The organism is Actinomyces sp. S6-Spd3 (assembly GCF_000758755.1).
Classification (GTDB): domain Bacteria; phylum Actinomycetota; class Actinomycetes; order Actinomycetales; family Actinomycetaceae; genus Pauljensenia.
The window spans coordinates 109,855-124,941 of record NZ_JRMV01000276.1 but is presented as its reverse complement, the minus strand read 5'-3'; the positions used below and the strand labels follow the sequence as shown (position 1 = coordinate 124,941).

The following is a 15,087-nucleotide window of genomic DNA, read 5'->3' as shown; positions in this document are numbered from 1 at the left end:
AATCGACATAATTCTGCGGCCTAGTAGTTCACCCTGTACGGTGAAAATAGGCCTTGGCCGTGATATTTATTGGCAATCGGAAGAAGACAATGACTAAGAAATACCTCTCGGTGGCTTTTGCATATGTGGGAGTGATAGTCGGCGCAGGTTTGGCCAGCGGCCAAGATCTCCTGCAATATTTCCTTGCTTTTGGCGCCAAGGGTTTGATCGGAATCGTAGCCTTGGGTGTGCTGAACGTGATTTTCGGCGTCGTTGCCCTGCAGCTTGGCTCGTACTTTCGCTCAGACAATCACGACGAGGTCTTCGAACGCATCACTCATCCCGTTTTGCGTCGCGTCATTGATGTGGTGCTGATTTTCTCTGCCTTCACTACGGGCTTCGTGATGCTGGCAGGGGCCGGTGCGAACCTCCAGCAGCAATTCGGAGTGCCTACTTGGGCGGGCAGCTTACTGTGTGCCCTGCTTGTCATTCTTACGGCTTTCCTGGACTTCGACCGGATTATGAATGTGATCGGGGTGTTCACGCCCATCATTATGATTGCGATTGCCGTTTTGACCATTTATTCATTGGTGACTCCGCATGCGGGCATTGCTGAACTTGACGCAGCCGCGCGTAATGTCACTCCCGCACTGCCGAATCTGTGGCTGGCGACGATTAACTATTTCGCGCTGTGTGTTGTCTGTGGTATTGCAATGGCCTTCGTCCTCGGTGGCTCAATCTTGCGCATTGGTGAGGCGCGTCGTGCCGGTCGTATCGGTGGCTTGCTGATCGCCCTTGTCCTCGGTGCGGATGCGCTTGCTCTGTATCTGAACGTGGATCGTATCTGGGATGTAAACGTCCCGGCTCTTGAGATAGCACGCTCGATTCATCCGCTATTCGCTTTCGGATATACCCTTGTGATTTTTGCGCTGATCTACAACACCGCTTTTTCCCTGTTCTATTCGACAGCTCGTCGTTTTTCTGGCGGGTCGACCTCACGAATGCGTCTGGTGCTCATCGGAGTAGTAGCAGCGGGCTACGCGGCTTCGTTCATGGGATTCAAGAAGCTGATCGGGGTTATGTATCCGGTCATCGGTTGGTTGGGTGTTGTTCTGCTAATTATTTTGGCAGTCGGCTGGCTGCGTGAGCGTTCTGCAGTCCTGCGCGAGGAAAACCTGCGCCGCAAGCTTATTCGCCTTCTTGTTCGAAAGCATGCTGATGATCTCGAGTTCACGGACGAGGACCGGTTAGAGGCCCGTACGCTTGCGCGTGCTTCCGTCGTTGACGGTGTCGAATTGCGCCGTGATGCCAGTTCGGTTGCTGAGGAAATTGTCGATGCCCAAGATGACGCCGCCGCCTATGCGCGCACTCAGCTTCCCGTCGACGAGGACTTGGTTGCGCAGCAGATTGCCGAGGCCTTACCGAACTCTACCGAGAACAAGTAGTTGCGTCTTGGGCTGGCTTTAGATGTGCTAGTCGCGGGCTTGGTGAGCGTCGCTCAGTGCCCGCGCGCCTTCCTGAGCCTCCTGTGTGGAAGTAATCGTCCCCAAGGCGGCCTCGGCCTCGTCAAAGTTCCCTAAGGCGGCAAGCCAACGTACCAACGTGAGCCGGCTTTGGGGGGATTGGAGTTCCTGGTCAAGACGTTCCGCGCGGGCGACCCATTCGATGATGTCTTTGGAGGGAAGAAGATCGGCCCTTTTCGCGGCTTTCGCAAGGAGATTCAGGCGTGCCGAGGAAATCCCCTCCACATCACACACTTTGAGTTCGATCGCCTCGCGCGCGGTGCTGGGGAGTGCCATCATCGGCTCCGCGTCCCCCTGTGCAGCCGATGCGAGTGCATCTTCGACCGCTCCAAGCAATTCAAACGAGGAAGAGGCGGTCAGTCCTTCGGTGCCAAACCATGTCTCAAGGAAAATCACGATGCGAGGCAATAAAAGCGTGTCCGAATCCTTGAGCTGAAGAATGATCCGGGTAAGAGGGTCTACGAAGTCGTAGTAGCTACGGCGCTGGTCAAGTAGATCCGTGAAAACAGTAGAAACGGGTTTCGTCCACCCTCGTTCGCTGAGGTCGCTCACCGCTTTAGCCACAGAGCGCTGTTCTGCACCCACACGCTCAGCAAGATCTTTAACTGGGAGCGGACGGTTGGCTGCGGCAAGTTCAGAGATCACGAGGCGCTGTAACGGAGAGAGCTGAGCCAGCTGCTCATAGTAATAGGGTGTGAAGCTGTCAAGACATGTAAGAAGTAAAGTTTTCAGATCGGTAAAACCTGCGGTGTTCAGCGCATTTCCCAGCACTGCCCACACTCGAGGCGTGCCGCCCGTGAGGTGTGTGATTGCGTGGATGCTAGCCATCGCTTCAGTGGATGAAAGATGATCGGCTAGTTCCGAATTGTCTGATTCTCGCGCCAAAGAAGTGAGCATTTCGCGCGCGTCTTCAGGGGAGAAGGGCGCGAGCCGAATCGTGTCGAAGAATCCGAAGAAAGGTGAAGCGGACTCAGAAAGACTGCGATCGAGACGAGCGGCGCTTCCAATGATGAGGATTCTCGTCTCGGTTTGAAGAAAGCTTCGCAGTTTTTGCTGTCCATCTTCTCCAAGAGCAACAAAGATATGGTCAACGTTTTCAGCGAAGACCACAATAGGTCCGTAGGTTCGCAGGGCGTCGCGAAGCTGTGCTTCTAGGGTTGACTCATCCGTGTTTCTCGTAGCGGCGGGGGAAACCCGATCGAGAATCGCAGCAAGAAGGCGCCCATATGACGTGATCGTCCATGGGGCCTCGGGAAGGCGAGCGATACGGACAGAAGGATCATTTTGGCTGGCAATGAGCCGTGTGCAGCGGTGATAAGCCAAGGAAATGACGTGCGTTTTGCCCACTCCGTGAGGGCCAACGAGAAGAGTGTGGTTGGGGCTCGGTGTGTGTCCAAGCTTTTTCACGCGCTTCTCGAGGGTCTTGAGAACCGGTTCACGTGCGACACACACGCGCTCGAGAACCTCCTCAGGCATGAGTGAGGGAGTAAAGCAGGCAAGCGGAACGGTACTCATCGGCGGTCCCATACCCCCTTCTTACGCGCCCAAATGTATTGGAGTGCGGGATAACGCCAACGAACTGAGCGGCCTCGGCGCTCCAAATAGTGATCCTTGATGAGATCTTCAATGACGTCGGCTACCTTCTCACCTGGAGTCAAAGAATCGATGGGGACCCACTCATTCGTCTCAGACAGAGTCTCTTGCAGAATCTGATCCGCGATGCGTGCTCGCTCACCGTAATGCGGTGCGACGCGAGTGAGGTAGTGCTCGAACCAACGGAATTCGTCTGGGTCGTCAATGAAATCTTCGAAGCATACGCGGACATCGCTGGGCGTAAATGTGGCATAGCGGCCGTGCGCGAGCGCTCCCACGAGCTTATGTAGGAGGAATGGGATCCCCCCGCTCACGTCGACAAGTGCGCGTGAGACCTCGTCGCTGGGCTCATGTCCAACTCCTAGGAGCAGGCGGCGTGCAAGTTCGTCGGCCTCGTCATGGGTGAGCGGACCCAGTGGTAATGATTCAAGATCGTTCAAGACTCCCTGGGTCATGTTGGCTTTACTGAGGACGTGATGGAAGCCGATCGATCCTGTGACAATCCATCGGACTCGTGTGGTCTTTTGACGAAGTGCGCGCAGGGTTTGGAGGATTTCTTCGGCAGCTCCTACTCCTTCGCGCTCGGCAATGTTATTCACCGCCATGGGGACTTCATCCATCATGACCAGTGGAATAATGTCGTTTTCTTCCCCGTCGAGGGTGCTGAGAATGTCGGTGAGTAGGACGTGTGGAGATGTTTGACGGTGATAGCTCTTAATGGTGATGGGGCTTGAGATCTCGATATCGCAGTTATCGAAGATGGTTTTAAGTTTTTGGAATGCCCGTGAGGGAAGCTTTCCGCCCTGAATGAGTGCATCGGCGGTGCGGATCAGGAAGTCGTTGACCGTGAATACGCCTTCGTAGTCGATGAAGTAGCAGTGGAAGCGTTTTTCTTGTGCCGCGAAAGCGTGCATCCAGAAGGTCTTGCCCATGCGCCTTGGGTCTGTCAGGAGGAGGTTTGCTCCTACTTGGAGGCGTTGGCGCGCTCGGGTACTCACCTCGTGACGGCCGACGAAGTTGGCCGGGTCTCGGTCGCTGCCGGGCTGTGGTTCGATAGGCTTGAGCGCCATAACACCCTCCAAAGTACGTGAAATCTTACGTGTAATTATACGTAGATTCTTACGTACGTCAATGATGGCTGTTTATTATACCTTCGCCCGACTCCAGTGAGAGTAAGTAAAGCTTGCGCGCCGGTCCTCCTCCGTAGTGGACCTGGCCCGAGGCCGAGGCCACGCGGTGACAGGGGACGATGAGCGAGAGTGGGTTGTGCCCAACCGCGCTCCCAACCGCCTGGTACGCGCGCGGTGAGCCGACCTTTCGAGCGAGATCCGAGTAGGTCACGCACTCTCCATAGGGGATATCCAGAAGTGCGTTCCACACCCGCAGCTGGAAGTCCGTTCCATAGGTTGCCAGGGGAATCGCGAAATGATCGGGGTTTGCACCCGCGAGAAAGTCCTGCGTCCACTGGTAGGCCTGTTCCAAGACGGCGGCATTCTGATCGCTGACTGTGCTACCGTCTGGTGTCCACGCGTGCAAGTCACCCCGGATGGAGAGTGGAACGTGGGAGGAGGCCTTGGCCTCGGAAATCCCAAAAGGGTAACCAAAGAAGCGCTGCCCGCTCATCCACAGCGCGCTTAAGGCTCCACCGGAGGCAGCGCAGGTAATAGCGCCAAGTTCAGTGTCGAAGGAACACAGCGCCAGCTCGGAGTCCTTCGCGATGCTCGCAATACGCATGCTCACAGACTGGCACAGCGGCGACGGATATGCACGCCCCAGACATATACATGCGTCCCCCGTAAACTATATGTATGGAACCGTTGATGATCGCGCTGTTGGGGATGCTCATTATTGTGGCCTCGCAGTTTATTGCCCCCAAAGTTGGCGTCGCATCACCACTGATCCTGCTCGGCGTTGGACTTGCGATCGGTTTCCTCCCACAGGTTGGAGCCATCGAAATCGCGCCGCACATCATCTTGGAAATTATTCTTCCACCCCTGCTATTTTCAGCGGCTGTGCGTATGCCAACGATGGATTTCCGCCGAGAAATGCAAGCCGTGGCAATGCTTGCTATTCCGCTGGTGTTTATCTCCTCATTCGCCATTGGTTTCCTCATTAACTGGATGGTTCCGCAGATTTCACTGGCGTGGGGCGTAGCGCTGGGAGCCGTTTTATCTCCCACCGACGCGGTCGCCATCACTATTGCCAAGCGCAGCGGCGTCTCGCACCGCATCATTACAGTGCTTGAAGGCGAAGGCCTTTTCAACGACGCCACTTCACTGGTGCTTCTTGCTGCGGCGATGAACGCGGGTCTTGCCTCCGACAACGACGCTCTCAATCCCGCACTCCTCACGGGGCGCGTCCTCGTTGCTCTTGGCATCGCCATTGTTGTCGGTTTAATCGTCGGCGAAGTGGGCGTTCGGATCCGTTCGATCATCAAAGATCCGTCGACAGATACGGTCTTTTCCTTCGCAATGCCTTTCATTGCTTCGATCCCCGCCGAGCACGTGGGCGGCTCTGGATTGGTTGCCGCAGTCGTTGCTGGGCTTGTCGTTTCCGGTCGTCGCGCAGGCATGATTTCTGCGCAAAATAGGCGTTTTTCGCAGCAAAATTGGTCGACCATGACTCTCATGCTTGAGAGTGGGATCTTCTTGGCTATGGGCCTTCAAGCTTTTGGCATCATCGAAGACGCCGATGGAGACGGCGGTGGATTGGTACGAGCCGCCGTGATCGCCGTCATTGCAGGCAGCCTGATCATGGTGATCCGCGCACTCTTCATCGCACTCATGCTCACTTGGCTCGACCATCGCAGCAAGCACCGAAAGAGGCGCTACGAGGCCCAGGCTGGGCGCCTCGAAGCCTTCGCGCAGCGAATGGCGCAGGCCTGCACCGTGGACAGCGAGGTTCTGGCAAGCCGAAACCTCAGCGAAGAACAGTGGATCAAAACCATGGCCCGCTGGCGACGCCGCCTCAAAATTGCCGAGAGGCAACACGCAGTGCGCCGATCCGACATTGATTACTTTGAAAAAGAGCCGCTTGGGCCGCGTGAAGCCAGCGTCATTATCTGGTCTGGGATGCGCGGAGCCATCACTCTTGCCGCAGCACAAACGATTTCCGCCGCAGCGCCCATGCGGTCCTTCCTTCTGACGATCGCCCTCTTCATCGCATCTGGTGCGCTGGTTATTCAAGGGCTTTCGCTGCCGTGGCTGATCCGCTTGATCAAGCCCAAGATGGCCTCTGCCGATATCAGTGAAGAAGAACGCGAAGAACTTCGACAGGTCATGAGTTCCGCACTCGTGGATACGGCTCTGGCACAAGCAATCAAGGAGGTTGATGCTCAGACACTCTTGTCTGCTGGAGTTTCACGAACCCTGTCACGCCTGGGCAATGTTGTCGACCTGCAATCTTCTCCTTCTTCGGGGGCTGTGAGCGAGCCTCTCCCTGACACCGATGGGGAAAACGAGGCCACTCCCGTGGAAATGAGCGGAGAGGAAGTCGAGCGTTCCTTCACGCGCGATCAGATTCGCGAACTGGCTCTTGAAGCCATTCACGCTCAGCGTGACGCTCTTCTTCAGGCTCGCGATGAGGGAATCTTCTCTTCAGCGGCCCTCGAGGGCGCCCTCGCCCGCCTCGATAATGAAGAAATCCTCTTGGTTTCGGGAAAGTCCAGCGACCACTAGCCCCGAGTTTCACCCAAAGTAAACCAGGGGAATCCCCCATATCGCCCCACCAGTGATTTTGTTAGCCTTAAAAAGGTCAGCAAATAACGGTCGAAGGAATCCTAGTGCTCGAACTGCGAAATATCGTCAAGATCTACGAAACTGCGAATCTGCGTCAAGTTGCGCTCAATGACGTTTCAGTCGCATTCCGGGATAGTGAATTCGTCGCAATTTTAGGTCAGTCGGGTTCAGGTAAAACGACGATGCTCAACGTCGTTGGCGGCCTTGACCATTTCCAAAGCGGTGACCTGGTCATCGATGGAATCTCAACGAAGGATTACAAAGCCCGCGATTGGGACGCCTACCGCAACAACCGCATCGGCTTCGTTTTCCAGTCCTACAACCTGATCCCGCACCAGACCATCTTGTCCAACGTTGAGTTGGCGCTGACCCTCTCCGGTGTCTCCCGAGGCGAACGCCGCAAGCGCGCGATGGAAGCCTTGGAACGCGTCGGGCTGGCCGAGCACGTAGGAAAGAAGCCCTCGCAGCTTTCTGGCGGGCAGATGCAGCGCGTCGCCATTGCACGAGCGCTGATTAACGATCCTGAAATCCTCCTGGCCGATGAACCGACCGGTGCTCTTGACTCCAAGACCAGCGTTCAGGTCATGGACCTCCTGCGCGATGTTGCTCAAGACCGTCTGGTCATCATGGTGACCCACAACCCGGAGCTTGCGCACCAATACGCAACCCGCATTGTCGAGCTCGCGGATGGTGAAGTGGTCGCCGATTCACGTCCTTTCGTTCCGGGTACCGAAGAAGTTCGCGAGGCCAAGCCAGTGCGCCGTACCTCGATGGGCTTCCTGACTGCGCTTTCGCTGTCTTTCAATAACTTGATGACGAAGAAGGGCCGTACCCTGATGACCTCCTTTGCGGGGTCTATTGGAATCATCGGTATCGCCGCGATTTTGGCTCTGGCGAACGGCACGAATGCGTACATCGCCCAAACAGAAGAAGAAACCCTGGGCGCATACCCGCTGACCATTCAAAAGAGCGGGATGGACATGTCCAGCGCCCTGTCTGCGCAAGTCGAAGCCGCTAGCAGTGAGAAGCCAAGCGACGGCAAAGTCGGGGTCTCCAAGCTGAGGACTCTTGCAGACAATATTCGCGATGCGAAGACGAATGACTTGGCCTCCTTGAAGGCATTCCTTGATGGGAACGGCGGGAATGTCAACTCTTTCGTCAACGCCATCGAATACGACTACGACGTCACCCCGCAGATTTTCCAGGCCGATACCTCGAAGGACAATATCCAAGTCAGTCCCGATCAGGCAATGAATCGGATGGAAACGGGCATGCGCGGAAGTCCCATGTCCTCGATGATGGCTACTAACGCCTTCTACCAAATGCCGCAGGAATCCTCTCTTTACACCTCCTCCTACGATGTTCTTGCCGGCCACTGGCCAACTTCAGCGTCCGAAGTCGTCCTTGTTATTGATGAAGACGGCAATATGTCGAACCTGATGGAGTATGTCCTCGGGCTGAAGGATCACAAAGAATTCGACGAACTGATGCGTCAGTACTACTCGGGGACCATCGGCGAAAAGAACTCAGCCACCCCGACTCCGTCCCCCTCGGCAAGCGACGCCCCCGCGGCCTCGTACGATTACGACAAGATTTTGGGGATTAAATACAAGCGCATCAACGCAGCCGCAAAGTACACCTGGGACGAAAACTACAAGGTCTGGTCGGATCATTCTTCCGATAAAGAATTCATGAAGAAGTTGATCGACCAGGGCCAAGAGCTTCGCATTAGCGCAATCGTGAAGCCGAATTCCTCGCATGGGGGAGCGCTGCGTCAGGGCCTCGCCTACACCCCTGAGCTGACCCGCCAGATCATTCGCGAGGCCGAGGATAGTCAGATCGTTAAGGATCAGCGGGCGAACCCGAAGACCGACGTGTTCACGGGTAAGACTTTCCAGGAACTTGCGGATTCCTCGAAGGACCGTTCCAGTGGTTTTGATATGTCCAGCTTGTTTACGGTCGATCAAAACAAGCTTTCTGCGGCTTTCTCTATCGACCCATCGGCCATGCAAATGGACCTCTCGGGCCTAGATTTCAGCGGAATGGACCTGTCTAGCCTTGACTTCTCGAACCTTGATTTGTCGGGAATGGACTTGTCGAATATTGATCTTTCGCAGCTTGTTCCCGCCGACGGTTCAGCGGTGCAGATTGATCCCTCGAAGCTCAATCTGGGAGAGCTCACCAAGAGCGTTCCTCAGCTGCAAAATGTTGATTTCCCTGCGATTATCCGCAAGACGCTGGCAGATGGAGCCGTGAAGGACACGGCAGGAACGTACTTAAGTTCGCAGGCAAGTCAGATCCTTCAGGGATTCCAGGACTACGCGCAAAACCAGATTGCTGCGGGTGGCTCCACGGACTTTTCCACGCTGGTCTCTGAGTACTTCTCTCAGCCCTCGGTCATTCAACAGATCAATACCGCCGTCTCTTCTGACCAAGTTGTTGACCGCGAGAAGCTAATGACGAACTTGCAAGCGGCACTTGGGGATGACCCGGCACTGGCTTCTGTTGCCTCTCAGGTGTCAACGGAACTTGCGAACCAGATTTCGGCGCAGATCGCCGCCCAGCTTGGTGGCAATCTCATGCGCGGGGTCTCCGCGGCGATCGGCCAGGTTCTGCAAGAGACCATGGCGACGGCCATGACCCAGATGATGACTCAGCTTTCGCAGACAATTGGCCAGCAGATCAGCGCAACAATGAGCCAATTCGCTACGAATATGAGCAGCGCCTTCCATTTCGATCCCGAGGCCATGGCGTCGGCCTTCTCGTCGAATCTTGATGAGAAGTCCCTTGCCGCCTTGATGGCGACGATGTTCTCAACGAACGTCCCCACGCTTGAGACCAACCTGCGCGATCTGGGGTGGGCTGACCTGAAGTCCCCCAGCAGCATCTCGATTTACCCGAAGTCCTTCAAGGACAAGGATTCCGTCAAGGCCGTCTTGGACCAGTACAACGCTGACAAGGAGAGTGCGGGCAAGTCCGACCAGGTCATCACCTACACCGATATCATGGGCGTACTCATGAGCTCAGTGACGAGGATCGTCAACGTGATCTCGTGGCTTCTCATCGCCTTCGTATCGATCTCACTGGTCGTGTCCTCGATCATGATTGCGATCATCACCTATATTTCAGTTCTTGAACGCAAGAAAGAAATCGGCATTCTTCGATCGATCGGTGCCTCAAAGCGCAATGTCTCTGCGGTATTCAACGCGGAAACCTTTATCGAGGGCCTGATTGCGGGCATCATCGGTGTTGCTGTGACCTACGGTATCTGCGGCATGGTTAATGCGATCGCGGAGCAGGGCTTCCAGGTGAGCAACATTGCTCAACTTTCTCCGCTCACCGCGGCAATCTTGATTGCGATCTCGGTTGGTTTGACCGTGATCGCGGGCTTGATTCCGGCCTCGAGGGCATCTCGTCAAGATCCTGTCGAAGCCCTGCGCTCAGAGTAGGTCGGACTGCGCCGCTGCGCGTCTGAGTTACCCTGAAGGTATGCAGCGCGCGTGCAGCGCGTCGGGCTGCCCGTTTGAGGAGGACTTATGCCAACGCCTACCACCCTTTCGACCACCGACACTGTCGCCGTCCTACTGGCGACCGGATTCGAGGAAGTCGAAGCCCTTGCGGTTGTTGATACTCTCTATCGTGCGGGGATTCAGTCGGACCTCATTTCGATTGAAAACGAGCGCCACGTCGCAAGCTCTCACGGCATCAAGGTTGTCGCTGATCTTATGCTTGACGACGCAGATTTGGCGTCCTATGCGGTGGTTTTCCTGCCCGGAGGAATGCCGGGAACTTTGAGGCTCAAAGAGAATGCGCAGGTGCGCGCCGAGGTACTCCGCCGCGCCGAGGCCTCGCTCAAGCTTGCCGCGATCTGTGCAGCTCCCTCGATTCTTGCTGAACTTGGGGTGCTTGAGGGGCGCCGCGCGACTGCGAACCCCGGCTTCATGGATGCCCTGAGCGCGGGCGGGGCACAGGCTCAGTCTGAGTGCGTCGTCGTTGACGGGAACATTGTCACCAGCAGGGGAGCGGGAACTGCTCTGGAACTTGGCCTCGAGCTGGTCCATCAGCTTCTGGGCGAGGAGGCGGCGCAGCAGGTCCGTGAATCTATCGTCTGGCAGCACTGAGGAGGTCCCGTGGGTAAGCGAAAGCCTCGTCCCTGGCCGGATACTCCCGAGCCTTTGGCCTCGTCGGTTATCGATAACCACACGCATCTTCCCGTCCACGAGGGAGAGATCCCCCGCGCAGACGGTGTGAAGATGCCTCTTGAGGAGCAATTGGAGCGCGCGCGTCAGGTAGGCGTGACGCGGATGATTTCCAGCGCCTGTGAACTGCCCTATTTCGATCCGATGCTTGAGCTTGCCCGGGCGCATGAGGGAGTGCGCGTTGCCCTTGCGATCCACCCGAACGAGGCCGCGCTGCACGCTGGGTGCGCCGATCCGTCCCCCGATGGTTTAGTTCCGCAGGTGCGTGAGCACCATATTCCCCTTGACGAGGCCTTATCCGCCGTGGAGGAACGCTTGGGTGATCCGATGGTGGTTGCAGTGGGGGAGAGCGGCTTGGATTATTTCCGTACTGCTGATCCCGGTCGCGAGGCCCAGAAGGATTCCTTCCGCGCGCATATCGAAATGGCTGCTCGCCATGATTTGCCGCTGCAGATTCACGATCGTGAGGCACACGAGGACTCGATTGCGCTTTTGCGTGAGTGTGCGAATCCCGATCAGCGCATTGTCTTTCACTGTTTTTCAGGGGATGCGGCAATGGCATCTGTTCTGGCTGAACGTGAGTGGTATGCGTCTTTTGCCGGTCCTATCAGCTATCCAGCGAACAAGGACCTTCGTCAAGCTTTCGCGGTCCTTCCTCCCGAGCTGGTCTTGGTTGAAACAGATGCGCCCTATTTGACTCCGCTGCCGTGGCGGGGCTGCCCGAATGCCTCCTACGTGATGGCGCATACTGTTCGCTTTATCGCTGATCTGTGGGGTGTTTCAGAAGAACGCGCGTGCGTGCAGCTTCGTGAGAACACTGAAAGGGTCTACGGGAGCTGGTAAACAGTCGAGGTAACGGGAGAGTGTGCGTGAATGCTCGCGCACATGCCGTGAATGCTTGCGTTTAGCTTGAAACACAGTGGTGGGGCCTCCCTGTCGGGAGGCCCCACCACTCATATGTAGACCTGATCTTCTTAGAGGATCTTCTTGATCGCGGGATCCTTCCAGGTGCGAGTTCTGGTCACAACCGGATCATTGTTATCGACCATGAGATAGCGTGTTTCAACTGCTTCTTGGCCAGAGTCGCCTCCGTCGTTCCAAGTAACGTCCACGGTCTTCCATTGGCCATTAATCTTGACCTGATTCCAGGCATGGCCACCGCCATTCGTGACTGTTCCCGTGACGACGATCGAAGTCACTCCGGACTTGAGCGCCAAGAGTTGGAAGGCATTCGCATAGCCCTCGCACACGGTTGTTCCCTTGAAGAAAACGCCGCCTGCATCGTGGTCGGGAGTGAGCTCAGGAGGGAGCCTATGCGTCTTTGGATCCGGGTTTGCCCAGATTTCTTGCGTCCTGTGATAACTGTCGTAGTTGTAGGTCGTACGGGCAATAATCCACGAGTTGATTGCTCGTACCTTGGCTGCGTCATCCATACCAGGCTTGATGATGTCGGCAACGACTTTGTCTGCCGCAGAGTTGATCTGGGCGGAGTAATCCTTGGGCGACAGGTGCTGGTCAGTTGCAGCGGTCGTTCCAAGCTCGACGTGAAGAACCTTGTCGCTTCCCGAAATGTTTGCATTAATAATGAAAGGAACTAGGCCATTCTGATCTTTTGCCTCATCGAGTGCATCCCACACGCGCTGTGGAGACGTTGCCTCCTCAAAATCGGCAAGTGAAATGTCTGTGTAACCGCTCATGAGGTTTGCTGCAATGTACTTGGACAGCGCGGACGAACCAAGCACCTGAACAGGGGTATCAGGGAAAGTACGAGCGATCTTATCTTCAGGGGCCTTGGATGTGGACTCCTTGGAATAAGTCAGATTTGTCGAGATGTAACCGCTTCGATTGTTCTTTTCCTGATCGTCCTTCAGCTTGGCCAAGTCGTTGAGATAGGTCGAAGGATCAAAATTGTGGACGATGAAGGTATTCGTGAAACGGCTGTGTCCAATATGATAGGAAACTTGCAGTTTTGCCTGCGGATCTTGCGTAGTACGCGGGTTGCTCGTTTCGACCCAACTGCGCTCCGGGTCGACAATGATCGGAAGAAGGCGGGTGTGTCCGTCTGCCATGACCATAGGAATCTGGGTCGGGATATCGCTCAGACTTTGGAAAACCGAGTTGTTCGGATTGAGTTCTCGCCACGCACTTGATGCAATCTTCATGGGCGTGTTTCCCATCGTATCTGAGATGTCGAGGAAATTGGACATCTTGGAAACCTTCGCGCCCTTCTTGGCGATGACAGCGATCTGAGCGCCTTTGCCATTGAGTATGGCATCGTACTCTTCATCGGTAAAGCCACCATCTGAATGAAGACCCTTGTGGTCTTCTTCGGTGACGAAACCTATGAGCGCAGTATTAAGATACGTATCGAGCTTGCGTTCCCCTTCCTCGCGCTGATCGGAGTTCCACGAAGTGGCTGAAGTTTCCGCCATCAACCTGGGATCTAGACGGGTCACTCCCTTGGTATCTGTGCTATTGAGATGAACCAGGTAGTAGCTCTCTGCACCTTCGACCGGGTCCCACGAGACGGTAAAAGTGCCGTTTTCTTCCTCATTGACCGCTACATTTTGGGGACGCGAGAGAAAACCCTCGTCGCTGACGCGGATACGGCGAACAATCGGGTGCTCCAGGAGTTTGCCCGTATCAAGGTCGTTGTATTGGACCAGGTAGTACATGGGGAGAAGTCCCCAGCCGGAGTTTCCGGTGATATCCGCCAAAGGGCTAGCCTGGGAGCGGGTCATGAGGGTGATCGGGTTAGGAGCAATTGCAAGGCCCTGAGAACCATAGCTCGCTACGCTGAAACCGAGATCAACGGTGAGCGTCGCATCGGAATAAACAGAGAAAGGCGGAGTGTATTGCGCCCCTTGTCCTGAGGGGGCAATATCCTTACGGGCCTCAAAGTTCTTGAGCGACATCTGGGTCGGAACGATCAATCTATCGCCCTGCTTGACCTCTTGAACGCCCTCGGCCCACTCGAAAGCCGAAGGATCGGTCTTCTTGAGCTGGTCAACGCTGTCGTCCGCATGAGCTGCGGCAGGAATGGCAAAAGAAACTACCGTGAAAATGCCAAGCGCAGCAATGGCGCGACTGAATGTGTGTGCGAGTCTCATTGAAGCGATCCTTCCAGCGGTTGCACGACGCGGCAGTAAATGTCTGCGGTCAGGCCCTTCCCATTCGTGCATGCCACAAAGTTCAAACTCACTGAACTGAGGTCACTCGGGGCAAGGAAGAGGGAAGAATAAACGGTGTCTTGTTGTTCTCTCGAGAGTTTTAAGTAGTCCCCGACCGGTTCACCTGCAGCCTTCACCTGAGCGTCATCGGAGGTGAATTGGCTGGTGTCAGGAGCTTTCAGTAGCTGTGATTCGACGTCAGTGAGCTTAAAAATCGTCAACTGATTAGGATCATCGATGGTGTGAGCAGCGTATTGCTTGGCAATGTCAGTGCCCGGAAGTGGAGAAGAAGCCATGTAGAACACCCAACGCAGGGCATTGTCGGGAGTCTCTTTCTTCTGTGAATGGTTCTGCATGGTGTAATCAACCTTGATGATCTTGTGACCATCTTGAGTTGTCTGCGGCAATACCGTTACGCCTTTAAAAGTGAACGAGAAGGAACCGCGATCGGTCGTTGCCAACAGCGTGTGTTTGTCTTTGTTGTAGCCCACCTGGTAGCGGTTGAGGAAGAGCTTTGAATCTTCGGGGCTGAATGTTTCCTTGCCTTCCGGCTGAGGAGAGACAGAACTCAAATCGCTGAGATCTTGGTTGGGTTCTGTTGAGAAGAAGACCGTTTTTTTATAAGCGGGTTCTGAGCCGTCCCCCTGGATATATCCGTTGGACGAGGATCCACATGCCGCCATGGACACTCCCAAGGCAATGCACGTTACAAGTGCGTAGATCCCGCGTTGGCGTGACTTCATTATTCACGGTCCCTTCTTTGCAGCGGTGACAATCTTTCCCCATCCTAGTGTTCGTCCCTGAATAAATGCCAATTTGACTTATCAATCTCTCATTCAGCTGCTGTTACAGGTGTGACAACTGTGATTTATGTGGCTTATGTGTA

The 15,087-nt window shown here is 55.4% G+C and carries 10 protein-coding genes; 5 read left to right on the top strand and 5 right to left on the bottom strand.

Going from position 1 to position 15,087, the window contains the following annotated elements:
- The first annotated feature begins 89 nt into the window (after positions 1 to 89).
- Positions 90 to 1,424: a membrane protein gene (locus tag HMPREF1627_RS05735; protein WP_034501881.1), complete on the top strand. Its 1,335-nt coding sequence runs from the start codon at positions 90 to 92 to the stop codon at positions 1,422 to 1,424.
- A 27-nt stretch (positions 1,425 to 1,451) separates the two neighbouring features.
- Here the strand turns inward: HMPREF1627_RS05735 and HMPREF1627_RS05730 are convergent, their stop codons facing one another.
- From HMPREF1627_RS05730 to HMPREF1627_RS05720, 3 genes are read right to left on the bottom strand one after another with little or no spacing between them, the layout of a single operon-like run.
- Positions 1,452 to 3,017 carry an AAA family ATPase gene (locus HMPREF1627_RS05730; RefSeq protein ID WP_158705814.1) on the bottom strand — a complete coding sequence of 522 codons (1,566 nt, stop codon included), beginning with the start codon at positions 3,015 to 3,017 and terminating at the stop codon, positions 1,452 to 1,454.
- Positions 3,014 to 4,165 (bottom strand): hypothetical protein, encoded by a 1,152-nt coding sequence (locus HMPREF1627_RS05725; protein ID WP_034501877.1) that lies wholly within the window; start codon positions 4,163 to 4,165, stop codon positions 3,014 to 3,016. The genes HMPREF1627_RS05730 and HMPREF1627_RS05725 overlap by 4 nt, the downstream gene beginning before the upstream one ends.
- A 58-nt stretch (positions 4,166 to 4,223) precedes the next feature.
- Positions 4,224 to 4,829, bottom strand: coding sequence for a methylated-DNA--[protein]-cysteine S-methyltransferase (locus tag HMPREF1627_RS05720; protein WP_052040860.1), 606 nt, complete (start codon positions 4,827 to 4,829; stop codon positions 4,224 to 4,226).
- A gap of 74 nt (positions 4,830 to 4,903) precedes the next feature.
- On the opposite strand from HMPREF1627_RS05720, the gene HMPREF1627_RS05715 reads away from it, so the two are divergent.
- The 4 genes from HMPREF1627_RS05715 (at position 4,904) to HMPREF1627_RS05700 (ending at position 11,874) form a co-directional block, all read left to right on the top strand.
- Positions 4,904 to 6,772, top strand: coding sequence for a cation:proton antiporter (locus HMPREF1627_RS05715; protein WP_034501875.1), 1,869 nt, complete (start codon positions 4,904 to 4,906; stop codon positions 6,770 to 6,772).
- Positions 6,773 to 6,876: 104 nt separating this feature from the next.
- A complete protein-coding gene (locus tag HMPREF1627_RS05710) occupies positions 6,877 to 10,281 on the top strand; it encodes an ATP-binding cassette domain-containing protein (protein ID WP_034501874.1) in 3,405 nt (1,134 codons plus the stop codon).
- A gap of 87 nt (positions 10,282 to 10,368) precedes the next feature.
- Positions 10,369 to 10,953, top strand: a complete 585-nt coding sequence (locus HMPREF1627_RS05705; RefSeq protein ID WP_034501872.1) for a DJ-1 family glyoxalase III — start codon at positions 10,369 to 10,371, stop codon at positions 10,951 to 10,953.
- 9 nt (positions 10,954 to 10,962) lie between these two features.
- Positions 10,963 to 11,874: a TatD family hydrolase gene (locus HMPREF1627_RS05700; RefSeq protein ID WP_034501869.1), complete on the top strand. Its 912-nt coding sequence runs from the start codon at positions 10,963 to 10,965 to the stop codon at positions 11,872 to 11,874.
- Positions 11,875 to 12,005: 131 nt separating this feature from the next.
- On the opposite strand, the gene HMPREF1627_RS05695 is transcribed toward HMPREF1627_RS05700, so the two are convergent.
- Positions 12,006 to 14,141 carry a transglutaminase domain-containing protein gene (locus tag HMPREF1627_RS05695; RefSeq protein ID WP_034501867.1) on the bottom strand — a complete coding sequence of 712 codons (2,136 nt, stop codon included), beginning with the start codon at positions 14,139 to 14,141 and terminating at the stop codon, positions 12,006 to 12,008.
- Complete coding sequence (locus HMPREF1627_RS05690) at positions 14,138 to 14,944, bottom strand: hypothetical protein (protein WP_234305259.1); 807 nt, start codon at positions 14,942 to 14,944, stop codon at positions 14,138 to 14,140. The genes HMPREF1627_RS05695 and HMPREF1627_RS05690 overlap by 4 nt, the downstream gene beginning before the upstream one ends.
- Between the last annotated feature and the right edge of the window lie 143 nt (positions 14,945 to 15,087).

Excerpts from the sequence above, each read along its gene's own strand:
- HMPREF1627_RS05735 (WP_034501881.1), top strand. The coding sequence starts at position 90 with ATGACTAAGAAATACCTCTCGGTGGCTTTTGCATATGTGGGAGTGATA.
- HMPREF1627_RS05730 (WP_158705814.1), bottom strand. The coding sequence starts at position 3,017 with ATGAGTACCGTTCCGCTTGCCTGCTTTACTCCCTCACTCATGCCTGAG.
- HMPREF1627_RS05725 (WP_034501877.1), bottom strand. The coding sequence starts at position 4,165 with ATGGCGCTCAAGCCTATCGAACCACAGCCCGGCAGCGACCGAGACCCG.
- HMPREF1627_RS05720 (WP_052040860.1), bottom strand. The coding sequence starts at position 4,829 with ATGCGTATTGCGAGCATCGCGAAGGACTCCGAGCTGGCGCTGTGTTCC.
- HMPREF1627_RS05715 (WP_034501875.1), top strand. The coding sequence starts at position 4,904 with ATGGAACCGTTGATGATCGCGCTGTTGGGGATGCTCATTATTGTGGCC.
- HMPREF1627_RS05705 (WP_034501872.1), top strand. The coding sequence starts at position 10,369 with ATGCCAACGCCTACCACCCTTTCGACCACCGACACTGTCGCCGTCCTA.
- HMPREF1627_RS05695 (WP_034501867.1), bottom strand. The coding sequence starts at position 14,141 with ATGAGACTCGCACACACATTCAGTCGCGCCATTGCTGCGCTTGGCATT.
- HMPREF1627_RS05690 (WP_234305259.1), bottom strand. The coding sequence starts at position 14,944 with ATGAAGTCACGCCAACGCGGGATCTACGCACTTGTAACGTGCATTGCC.